Here is an 11,221-nt window from a genome sequence, read left to right as displayed (position 1 = left end):
GGTCGTGAAGGATTCGAACCTTCGACCAATTGGTTAAAAGCCAACTGCTCTACCAACTGAGCTAACGACCCATCTTGGTTTTGCAAGAATTGATATTCTTACTGGAGTGAATGCCCCATTTTATAACATTTAAATTCTTTAACCACGATTTAAAAAGTGGTGGGTCGTGAAGGATTCGAACCTTCGACCAATTGGTTAAAAGCCAACTGCTCTACCAACTGAGCTAACGACCCATCTTGGTTTTGCAAGAACTTAAGGTTCTTACTGGAATGAAACAAACTGCCTATATTTCAAGTCTTGTTAAATTATCATCCCATTTTGTTGTTTGTTAATAACAACTCATATTACAGTAACTGTAGACTAAGTTATTATCACCTCAACACACCCCAGAAGGCTCTGCCGTTCTGAGGGCGCCTATAATACCTTTTTCAATTTCTCATGCAAGCCCAAATTTATAATTTCTTGTTGTTTGCATGAAAAACAGACTAAGAGGCTGTTTTTTGGCTTAATTAGCCTTTCAATGCTGATAATTGCTGTTGTGCAAGGCGTGCGGAGGCACTATCTGCGTACTCTTTTAATACTTTGTTATACAGTGCTCTTGCACCCGCAGAGTCATTTTCTTTTTCTGCAATCATGCCAAGCTTAACTAAACTATCGCCACGCTTATTTGAATCTGCAAATTTACTGACAACTGTACTAAAAGCTTGTTTCGCATCATTGTACTCACTTTTATTGTACAACAATTGGCCTAACCAATAGTTTGCATTAGCTGCATAATTAGATTCTGGGTATGTCGATATAAAACTACGAAAAGCAGGAATGGCTTCATCATACTTGCGTTCTTTAAGAACCAAGTTAACGGCGGCCTCATAGCTTCCTGTTTCACCTAACGTTGAACTGGCTGCGGCAACCGTAGTGGCATCAGCTTGAGCTGGCGCTGCTGGGGTTGATGACTTAGCAGTAAGATTAGCAATTTCCTCGTACAGCTGTCGTTGACGCTGTAACATCTGATTCATTTGATAATTTTGTTGCTCAGTAATGCCTCTTAAATCTAACACTTCATTTTGCAATGCATCCATACGACGTTGCATGTCGAATTCGCCTTGTTGCTTTGCTTTAATGATGCGTTCTAATCTTGAAATTCTGTCATCATTTGAACCACCAGATGCATCCGAAACCGGTGCTGGTGCAGCAAAAGCCGTGGCCGTTGTAAAGAACATCGCCGCAACTAATATGGCTAGTTTCATTTTTATCTCCTAAAAAAGGCCAACCGATAACGGTTGGCCTTACACTTCTTACGCTTTAGTAAACTAACACACCACGACGGTTTTTAGCAAAACCAGTATCGTTACGTGAATAATCTAATGGCTTTTCTTCGCCGTAGCTCACGATGCTCATTTGGCTAGGTTGCACACCCATACCTTGTAAATACTTAGCAACCGCTTTAGCACGACGTTCGCCTAGTGCGATGTTGTATTCTGGAGTACCACGTTCATCAGCATGACCTTCAATCAACACTCGAACATTTGGATGCTCAACTAAATAGTTACCATGAGCTTGAATGATCTCAGCATTTTCACTTTGAACTTCACTGCGATCAAAGTCGAAGTAAATGATATTTTGACGACGTAATTCTTGTTCTTTTAAACGCTGCTGTTCTGCAGAGCTCAGTACAGGAGCTACACCACCAGTTTCAATACCACCATTACCGTATTCACTACCAGTACCACTCATAGAACCGTTAGCGTCAGTTTCAGAGTCTGAAGTTGAGCTACAGGCACCCAGTGCCATAAGCGGAACTGCAACCAACATAGCTTTAAACAACTTATTCAGATCCATTTTAAATCCTTATCAATATCTATTTAGAGAAACGGAGACCATGCTGGTGACTTCACCTCGCCCTGGCCGACAGGCAATCTTGCTTTAAATCTGCCGTCCATAGAAACAGCAGCTAACACTTGTTTACCTTGATGGGTTGTACCGTAGATAACCATAGTGCCATTTGGAGCAACACTTGGTGATTCATCAAGTTGAGTTGATGAAAGCACCTGCATAAAGCGTGTTGCAAGATCCATTCTAGCAATATGGAATTTACCGTTAGTACGGTTTACAAAAATCATACTACGACCGTCTGGGCTAATTGAACCGCCTAGGTTCCATTCACCTTCAAAAGTCATACGCGAGACTTTATTTGTATCTAAACTTACGCGATATAACTGTGGTTTCCCACCACGTTCAGAGGTAAATAAAATTGATTTACCGTCTGGGAACCAAGAAGGTTCAGTATCGATTGCGTAATGCTCTGTAATACGTCGAGTTGCTTTAGTCGCAATATCGACGACATAAATTTCTGGTTGGCCATCTTTTGACAGTGTAACAGCTAATTTTTTCCCATCAGGAGAAAATGCTGGTGCACCATTAATACCGTCAAAACTACTCACTAATGTACGTGTTTGGCTGTAAATGTCTTGAACAAAGATTTCAGCTTTTCTATTTTCAAAACTCACATAAGCTAAACGACGACCATCAGGAGACCACGTTGGTGACATCAATGGCTCTGGTGAACGTAGTAACATTTGTTCATTGTAGCCATCGTAATCCGCAATCATTAGATGGTAAGGTGCTTTTTGACCTTGTTTAACCACAACATATGCGATACGGGTTAAAAATGCACCACGAATACCGGTGAGCTTTTCATACACAATATCACTGATACGGTGGCTGTACTGTCTAAATTGGTTTGCACTAATAACCGTTTCACGGCTTTCAAGTAATAACTCATTGTTATTCTGAGGCCCTTTACCCGCTTGAAGTTGTGCTTTGACTAAATCAATCAGCTCAAAACTCACTAAATATTGATCGGCGCCATATGGCTTAACCGTACCAACCACAAGCGCTTCCGCTTCTACATTAGCCCAATTTTGAGCAGTAAATCCATTTACAGACGAAATAGTTGATTGTGGCAATGCACGCACATCAAGTGTCTTAAATGTACCACTGCGAGACAAATCAGATGCTACCACATCAGAAATAGATGCAGGAGCTGGACCTTGACCTTGCCATACAAAAGGTACCACAGCAATGGGTCTTGCTGCATCAACCCCTTCTGTAATCACAATATCTAACGCTGCGCGAGCGGGTGTAGTTAACACTATTAATACCAGTGTTAGCCATTTAGCCAAATTATTCATGCGACTCCTTTTAACTCCATTCCATCATTAAATACGATTGATATTAATTAAATTCCGGTGAAACGGTTAAATTAATTTCTTTTAATTGCTGATAAACAGCCGGTTCAGGCGATACTGGTAACCGTCCCGCTTTATTTATCGACGCTTTGGCTGCTCGACAAACTACCTGATCACCATCTAACGTTTGGCTTGTTGTGACAAAACCATCTGACGCTAGACGAATAAAGACCCTGCAGCTTTTCCCACGCATTGACTCATCAACAACTAAATTTCGTTGAATAGTGGCAATAATCATGGCCTTATATTTATCAACTTCTGACAACACTTGCTTGTTACGTGTTTTAGAAAGTGAATCTTGTTCAGCAGCCATAGCCTCTGCCATTTCACGTTCTTGGCGCGCTTTAGTATCAGCTTCTGCTTTACGTTTACGCTCAGCATCTTCTTTACGTTTACGTTCGTCATCAGCACGTTGACGTTCTTCTTGAGCTTTTTTCGCAGCAGCCTCTTCTTGCTTACGTTTTTCAGCGGCTTTCTTAGCTGCGTCCTCAGAAGCTTTTTGCTCTTGTTCTTTTTGCTTGCGTACTACTTCAGCTTTATCTGCTCGCTCTTTTTCTAGCACTTGCTTTGCCTGAGCGGCTTTAGCGGCGTCATTAGCCTTTTGAGTTTCCTGCTCTTTTTGTTTACGCTGGATCTCTAAAGTTTTAATTTTTTCTTGCTCACGTTCACGCTCACGGCGAGCTTCCGATGCTTTACGTTCTAGTTCTGCTTGACGGGCTTTTTCTTGCTTAGCCACATCTTGCTTTTGTTTCTTTAATTGCTCAACTCTGTCATTCACTTTCTGTTGATCAATTACAATTGCTTGAACGGCAGGTGCACTTGCTGCTGCCGTTTGCATTTGCTTGGGCTTATCATCAAAACTAATGCCTAAAGCAAGAATGACGATAAATCCAATATGAATACCAGCAGAAATAGAAACTGGTACGGTTAAATCTGAATTTCCAGCCACCTATTTCTCCTTTGGTGAATCGGTCATTAGCCCTACGGCAGGCACACCAGCACCTTGCAAGCTAATCATTAATTGAATAACGCTTTCATAAGGTATCGTGCGGTCCGCTTTTACAACCACTGGCCTTAACGGTTCAAGTTGGATTAATGCTCCAACTTCAGTTGATACTTGCTCTAAGTCCATAACTTCAGAGTTAGAACTACTGCCGATATTCAAAAAATATTGTCCCTCTGCGTCAATCGATGCAACGATAGGAGGCTTACTATCAGGTGGCAACGACTCCGCATTACCTTGAGGCAATTCTACTTTGACTCCTTGCGATACAATAGGCGCTGTCACCATAAAAATAATCAACAACACCAACATCACGTCGATGTAAGGTACCACGTTGATTTCTGCAACTGGACGACGACGTTTACGCTGATACATTAAACAGCTTCCTTCTCGCTATACGCTTGACGTTGCAATATGTTGGAGAATTCTTCCATAAAGTTAGCATAACTCATTTCAATTTTATCAACTTGCGTTGTAAAACGGTTATAACCAATAACGGCAGGTATTGCAGCAAACAAGCCCATTGCAGTTGCAATCAATGCTTCTGCAATACCAGGTGCAACCATTGCCAATGTGGCATTTTCTACCGAGCCCAGTGCAATAAAGGAATTCATAATTCCCCATACCGTACCAAACAAGCCAATGTATGGACTGGTTGAACCAATCGTTGCCAATAACGGTAAATGGTTTTCAAGTTTCTCCATTTCGCGCGACAAACTCACTCGCATTGCTCGAGACGTTCCATCCATAACCGCTTCAGGAGCTTTACTGTTTACTTTGCTCAAACGAGTATATTCTTTGAAACCAGCCACAAACATCGATTCTAAACCAGAGATAGCACTACCACGCGCAATTAATTCTTTGTAAAGACGATTTAAATCAACACCAGACCAAAACGTTTCTTCAAAACGTAATGACTTAACTCTTGCAGAGCCTAATAATTTGTTGCGTTGAATGATCACTGCCCATGAGGCAATCGATAATGCCAACAAGGTCAGCATAACTAACTTTACCAACACACTGGCTTCTAAAAACAAACCAATAAATGAAATTTCAGCGTGCACTGTCAAACTCCTGAACAATATTTAGGGGAATAGCACGGGGACGCATACGTGATAAAGATATACACGCGACAACAACAGTCGCTTCACAATAGCAATCACCTTGATGATCAACTAGGCGCTGGTGAAATACCAACGACACTTTTTTTAATTCTATAACCTTGGATTCAACCACGAAATCCTGTTCAAATTTTGCAGCTTTACGAAAATCTAATTCTGCATGTTTGACGACAAAAGCAATATCTTCTGCCAACAGTTCAGCTTGGCGAACACCCATTGCTTTTAACCATTGCGTTCGGGCTCGTTCAAAAAATTTTAAGTAATTCGAATGGTACACAACACCGCCGGCATCGGTATCTTCGTAATAGATTGAAATAGGCCAAACAAACATAATCTGAACATCAATTTTTAGGTTGTAAAAGTTGGCTTACTATACCGAGTACCAACACGCTTGTGAATATTGTACCGAGGGAAAAGCAGACTTTATTTTGCTCAAAATGCGCTAAAACACACTAAAAACCTCAGGAACTGTAAGAGATGAAGCTTTATTAATGTGTTTACCCAAAAATTTAACAATTTATTAAACAAAACATGTCATATAAATAGAATTGTTCCTGGTAACAACAGCATACTTTTACGGCCTAAAACTCACAAAAAGACAATAATCAGGTAAAAGTAAACTGCGAATCCCCCTTACCATCGCACACTTTGCAAAATGTAAACGTGAATAAATGTTAAGCCGGTAAAATTCAGCAACCTCTTTTTAGCAAATACATTATCAATTGTTAAGTTAATAGCATTATCTTACTCGTCTTGATGACCATATGCTGTGTGTTAAACATCAAGAAGAGATAACCGTAAAATCCCACCTTAAATATGGATAGAATAATCATATCCATAGTGGTGTAGAGTAATATTTAACATATTAAAAGGAGTAAGCAGACTTTACAGCATGACGGGATATATACTATTTGTTAAATATTACTGTTGCCTAATTAACTAATCCGAATAGTTATGCATAAAATATAAGTAATAACCTAACAAAGCGCTATATAAGACGATTAGAGTATAAATAACATATCACTACAGCCACAAAGCATTAGCTTTACTAATGCTAACACTTAATTTTTCTAGTTTGTCAGATTAGTGTATACATTCTATTATTGCCTCGTTTTCAGGACACATCTGATTCAGATGTTGAAAACCAAGAACTCCAAACTGATGTAACCCAATACCTCAGTTATCCCTAGTTCTTATGCTTGACTTCCTTCCTTAAATTTGTTGATTGCAAATTATTTAGCCCACTTGGATTAAGTGGGTTTTTTTTACCTTTTTTTTAGCATCTTTATAAACCCAAATGAGAAGCTTTGCGAAAAAAATTGTAAATTCGAGCGCTACTGATAGGTTGAACCCTTTCAAATGATCACCACGCAAAATACTCTTACATTTTTTATTGATTAGGCTCTTAAAGGAACGATGGTTCATTTATAAAAGAGTATTGTCGATTTGGCTCAATTTAGTGTTACGAATGTTGAATAAATGCCGAGTAAAGCAGACTGATAAACACAGGGAGACTTTGGCTATTGTATCAATACTATTTATTAGAAAAATAGCTGACTCAAGTAAATTGATATCTCAATCATATCCAGTAATAAGGACTACTGCCCATGGCTGAGCAGTGAGTGATACATGAGTGGGTTTATATAGGCTTGGTTATTTTAATCACGACTCTGCGGTTCATCTTACGTTCTTCTGCAAGATCATTGCCTGTTACATGGCGTTTTTCACCATGACCCGATGTATGAATCCGATCTTTAGGAATACCACTAGCAATGAGAATATCTTTCACTGAGTCCGCACGTTTATCTGACACCTTTTGGTTAACCGAGCGTCCACCGTAACTGTCGGTGTAAGCATCAATCAGTACAAGCTCGACTTCAGGGTCATAAGACAAATAACGCTGTATTTTCTGTAATTGTTGGGTAGAAAAACGAGTCAGCTCTACCCCGCCTTCTTGGTAATTTAACACTGTAAAAGCAATATCATCAAAACTGTAAGGCAGTAAATTAGCCAAGCAGGCGCGAAATTCACGGTATTTACCGCCAAAATTAGCTGACGACAATCCCACGGCAATTTTAGCGTTTTGATTATACCAATCCGCATAATAAAACGTGGGCTCCATTCCTTGACTCAATTCATTCAACATCGACCAAGCGGCTTTTTTGGGTACTTCACCATTAAATTGCTTATTGTAAGTCAGTTGAGTGATTTCTTTAGAATTGTGTCCAGGACGCCAACTAGGGGCTCGACTAATTAATGTCGCGTTGGTCACCGAATCAGGTTTTAACCACATATCTAACGTAAAATGTAAATTTAGCTCTTTACCGGCATTACTGGTAAACACAGCACGCCCATAGTCAGGAATATCATGTTCAAGACGGCATTCTATCGGATTGTTCTCACCGATACGCCATGCTGAGTTTTCCAGTGACGCAACGTAGTGCCTCAAATCGGCATTAGCCGTTGAGCAAAGACACAAACTTGTGAGGACCATCAGTTTTCGCCACATAAAACCACCCTTTATACCCGATTACATTTGTTCTATCGGCCATAAAGTCAGTTCCTTTAGTAAACAATCATGTTTAATCGATGATAAAAACCACAATCAAACATGACACTGCGCTTGAGTTTGCGCATAATACTCGGCTTATATCATTTGCACCGATGAATGATAGCTATTGAGGATAAAAACTGTAATGACTGATATTTGCGACGCTAATAAGTTTAAACACCGATTTCGTGGTTATTTCCCTGTTGTTATCGATGTCGAAACTGCTGGGTTTAATGCTAATACCGATGCGTTGCTTGAAATTGCCGTCAGCTTACTAAAAATGAATAGTGATGGGATCATTGTACTTGATAGAACCCTTCATTTTCATATTGAGCCTTTTGAAGGCGCGAACTTAGAGCCTGCAGCTTTAGCTTTTAATGGTATAGACCCCACTAATCCACTTCGTGGTGCAGTAGACGAAAAAGTCGCTTTTTTAGAGATTTTTAAAGAAGTAAAAAAAGCCCAAAAAGCAGCAGATTGTCATCGCAGTATCATTGTCGCGCACAATGCCGCTTTTGATTTAGGTTTTGTTAACAAGGCTATTGAACGAAATGGTTTAAAACGTTCTCCTTTTCATCCTTTTGCGAGCTTTGATACCGCGACACTTGCAGGCCTGGCTATTGGACACACAGTATTAGCTAAAGCCTGTAAAATGGCAGGGATCGATTTCGACAACAATGAAGCCCATTCAGCATTATATGATACCGAACGTACCGCCGAACTATTTTGCCTTATAGTCAATCGATGGAAAGCATTGGGTGGTTGGCCATTAGCGGCTGTGGAAGATGATACCGACTCAGCAAGCGAATAATGAATACTCAGCCCTTTGATCTCATGCCAGCCATCTACACTCAGCTAGTGCGATAACAAAGTATTAATTTTATCCAATAAAAAAGCTGCCGAAGCAGCTTTTTTATTGTCTCTAACTTGCTAGATTATAGCTTGTCAGAATTATCTTTTAGATATGCAGCAACACCTTCAGTGCTTGCAGTCATACCTTTTTCGCCTTTTGACCAGCCCGCTGGACAAACTTCACCGTGCTCTTCATGGAACTGAAGTGCGTCAATCATACGGATCATTTCATCAACGTTACGGCCTAGTGGTAAATCGTTAACCACTTGGTGACGAACTTGGCCTTCTTTGTCTACTAAGAAAGAACCACGGAAAGCCACACCAGCTTCTGGATGCTCTACGTCGTATGCTTTACAAATTTCGTGCTTAACATCAGCAACTAGAGTGTACTTAACTTGGCCAATACCACCCTTGTCTACTGGAGTGTTACGCCATGCGTTATGAGTAAACTGTGAATCAATAGAAACACCAATCACTTCAACACCACGTTTAGTGAACTCTTCCATACGGTGATCAAAAGCAATTAGCTCTGATGGGCATACAAAAGTAAAATCGAGTGGGTAGAAGAAAATAACTGCAGGCTTACCTTTAATTGCGGTAGCAAGGTTAAATGTGTCAACAATTTCACCAGAACCAAGAACGGCTGCTGCGGTAAAATCTGGGGCTGGACGGCCTACTAATACGCTCATTATCTATCTCCATTTAATGGCTTAAACACTCAACAACGGTATATGCGTATCGCAAAATGATGATCCACCAAGCAATTACCCATACCGTTGGGACTTATATCAGTCGTATACCATACATCTAAATTAACGGACTTATAAGTCATTTCAGATGAAAGTTGGTTTACTTGCTGAAAAATAAAACATGATGACCCATTAAATAATAAGTTTCAAATATGACAAAATGATTTGATAACAAGATTTCACTCATCACTATCAACAACCACATGTTAAACAGCAAATAATTCTGAGCTAACTATCAGCAAAAAATACCTAAAAAAGCGATATGCGCTGGACAAATAGACACTAGACAGTCAAGAATAGCGGCCTCACTTACTTTTAAGAAAAATGATTATGAATGCGGTTGTTATCGCGGTTTGCTTAATGCTGTTTTTAAGCTTTATTCGAATTAACGTTGTGGTCTCACTAACCATCAGTGCTGTTGTCGCCGGTTTAGTCGGTGGATTAGATATTCATCAAACAATTGCAGCCTTTAATGATGGCCTAGGCGGCGGCGCTCAAATAGCCCTAAGCTACGCATTGCTTGGTGCATTTGCAGCAGCTTTGTCACATTCAGGCTTAACAACATTGATTTCTCATTCAATTATAAAGAAACTCGGTAAAGAACCTAATAGTAGTAATACTCAAGTTGTACGTTGGTTGTTATTGGTCACAATATTATTAATGGCGGTTTCATCACAAAATATTTTGCCTATTCACATCGCTTTCATACCCATTCTTATTCCACCATTACTGCATGTCATTTCAAAGCTACATATCGACCGCCGTCTTATAGCCTGTATTCTCACATTTGGCTTGGTCACCACGTACATGATTCTACCCATCGGTTTTGGCGGTATTTTCCTCAATGATATCCTGTTGGCAAATTTAAATACAAATGGGCTAAATGCAATCCGTGAACAAATTCCTAACGCAATGCTATTACCTGCTATGGGCATGGTTGTAGGTTTACTCACCGCAATATTTATTAGTTACCGCAAACCTAGACAATATATGATTGAAGAACCAGTGGTAAGCGACAATATTGAAACCACGATAAGTCGAAAAAGCCTAGTGATATCACTCTCAGCAATAGTGGTCACTTTAATCGTTCAATTACAAACTGATTCGATGATATTTGGTGCATTAAGTGGATTTATTATCTTTCGTTTTTCTGGAATCATTAAACACGAAGTAAGCAAAGACCTGTTTAATCAAGGTGTGCACATGATGGCCAGCATCGGCTTTATTATGATTGCAGCAGCAGGCTTTGCTGCAGTAGTTAAATCTACCGGGGAAGTTGGCACACTAGTGACCTCTCTAGGTGACATCATTGGTGACAACAAAGCGTTAGCCGCATTACTGATGCTTATTGTTGGATTATTGATCACCATGGGAATTGGCTCTTCGTTCTCAACCATTCCCATTATCGCCACTATTTACGTGCCTTTAGCGCTCAGTTTTGGTTTTTCTGTCGCAGCAACAATTGCGTTAGTGGGTACCGCTGCAGCGCTTGGTGACGCGGGTTCGCCAGCATCAGATTCGACACTAGGTCCCACAGCGGGTCTTAATGCCGATGGGCAACATGATCATATTCGCGACAGCGTGATCCCAACGTTTATTCACTATAATATTCCACTGCTTGTTTTTGGTTGGATTGCTGCGATGGTGCTTTAACATTCAACAGATAGCTACGGCTTATCAAGATAAAAATAAAAACG

Annotated in this window: 11 protein-coding genes and 1 tRNA gene; 2 read left to right on the top strand and 10 right to left on the bottom strand. The window is 40.1% G+C overall.

The annotated features are described in order from the left end of the window. Nucleotides 1-157 precede the first annotated feature (157 nt). The 9 genes from AAEY98_RS15200 to AAEY98_RS15160 all read right to left on the bottom strand — a co-directional run bounded on the left by AAEY98_RS15200 (nucleotide 158) and on the right by AAEY98_RS15160 (nucleotide 7,881). A tRNA-Lys gene (locus tag AAEY98_RS15200) sits at nucleotides 158-233 on the bottom strand. 276 nt (nucleotides 234-509) lie between these two features. Continuing rightward, nucleotides 510-1,247, bottom strand: a complete 738-nt coding sequence (gene ybgF, locus AAEY98_RS15195; protein WP_059745509.1) for a tol-pal system protein YbgF — start codon at nucleotides 1,245-1,247, stop codon at nucleotides 510-512. A gap of 55 nt (nucleotides 1,248-1,302) precedes the next feature. Continuing rightward, nucleotides 1,303-1,839, bottom strand: a complete 537-nt coding sequence (pal, locus tag AAEY98_RS15190; protein WP_101086786.1) for a peptidoglycan-associated lipoprotein Pal — start codon at nucleotides 1,837-1,839, stop codon at nucleotides 1,303-1,305. A 23-nt stretch (nucleotides 1,840-1,862) separates the two neighbouring features. Further along, nucleotides 1,863-3,191 carry a Tol-Pal system beta propeller repeat protein TolB gene (gene tolB / locus AAEY98_RS15185; protein WP_011636935.1) on the bottom strand — a complete coding sequence of 443 codons (1,329 nt, stop codon included), beginning with the start codon at nucleotides 3,189-3,191 and terminating at the stop codon, nucleotides 1,863-1,865. Between the two features lie 43 nt (nucleotides 3,192-3,234). Beyond that, nucleotides 3,235-4,197: a cell envelope integrity protein TolA gene (tolA, locus tag AAEY98_RS15180; RefSeq protein WP_011636934.1), complete on the bottom strand. Its 963-nt coding sequence runs from the start codon at nucleotides 4,195-4,197 to the stop codon at nucleotides 3,235-3,237. Continuing rightward, the gene (gene tolR / locus AAEY98_RS15175; RefSeq protein ID WP_101086784.1) at nucleotides 4,198-4,626 is read right to left on the bottom strand and encodes a protein TolR; all 429 of its coding nucleotides are present in this window, start codon (nucleotides 4,624-4,626) and stop codon (nucleotides 4,198-4,200) included. Next, nucleotides 4,626-5,315 (bottom strand): protein TolQ, encoded by a 690-nt coding sequence (gene tolQ, locus AAEY98_RS15170; protein WP_351017935.1) that lies wholly within the window; start codon nucleotides 5,313-5,315, stop codon nucleotides 4,626-4,628. Before tolQ ends, tolR begins: the two co-directional genes overlap by 1 nt. Continuing rightward, complete coding sequence (gene ybgC / locus AAEY98_RS15165; protein ID WP_101086782.1) at nucleotides 5,305-5,706, bottom strand: tol-pal system-associated acyl-CoA thioesterase; 402 nt, start codon at nucleotides 5,704-5,706, stop codon at nucleotides 5,305-5,307. The genes tolQ and ybgC overlap by 11 nt, the downstream gene beginning before the upstream one ends. Nucleotides 5,707-7,011: 1,305 nt before the next feature. Next, the gene (locus tag AAEY98_RS15160) at nucleotides 7,012-7,881 is read right to left on the bottom strand and encodes a flagellar protein MotY (RefSeq protein ID WP_350979414.1); all 870 of its coding nucleotides are present in this window, start codon (nucleotides 7,879-7,881) and stop codon (nucleotides 7,012-7,014) included. Between the two features lie 187 nt (nucleotides 7,882-8,068). Between AAEY98_RS15160 and rnt the strand changes: the two genes are divergently transcribed. Beyond that, a complete protein-coding gene (rnt, locus tag AAEY98_RS15155; protein WP_162023402.1) occupies nucleotides 8,069-8,734 on the top strand; it encodes a ribonuclease T in 666 nt (221 codons plus the stop codon). Between the two features lie 124 nt (nucleotides 8,735-8,858). Here the strand turns inward: rnt and AAEY98_RS15150 are convergent, their stop codons facing one another. After that, entirely contained in the window at nucleotides 8,859-9,464 is a 606-nt protein-coding gene (locus tag AAEY98_RS15150) for a peroxiredoxin (RefSeq protein ID WP_011636928.1), read from the bottom strand. 390 nt (nucleotides 9,465-9,854) lie between these two features. Here AAEY98_RS15150 and AAEY98_RS15145 point away from each other — a divergent pair, with 390 nt between their 5' ends. After that, a complete protein-coding gene (locus AAEY98_RS15145) occupies nucleotides 9,855-11,177 on the top strand; it encodes a Na+/H+ antiporter family protein (RefSeq protein WP_101086778.1) in 1,323 nt (440 codons plus the stop codon). The last annotated feature ends 44 nt before the right edge of the window (nucleotides 11,178-11,221 follow it).

Source organism: Shewanella sp. AC91-MNA-CIBAN-0169, from assembly GCF_040310165.1.
Lineage (GTDB): Bacteria > Pseudomonadota > Gammaproteobacteria > Enterobacterales > Shewanellaceae > Shewanella.
Note: the sequence above shows the minus strand (reverse complement) of the source record. Positions and strands in the feature narration are given on the sequence as shown.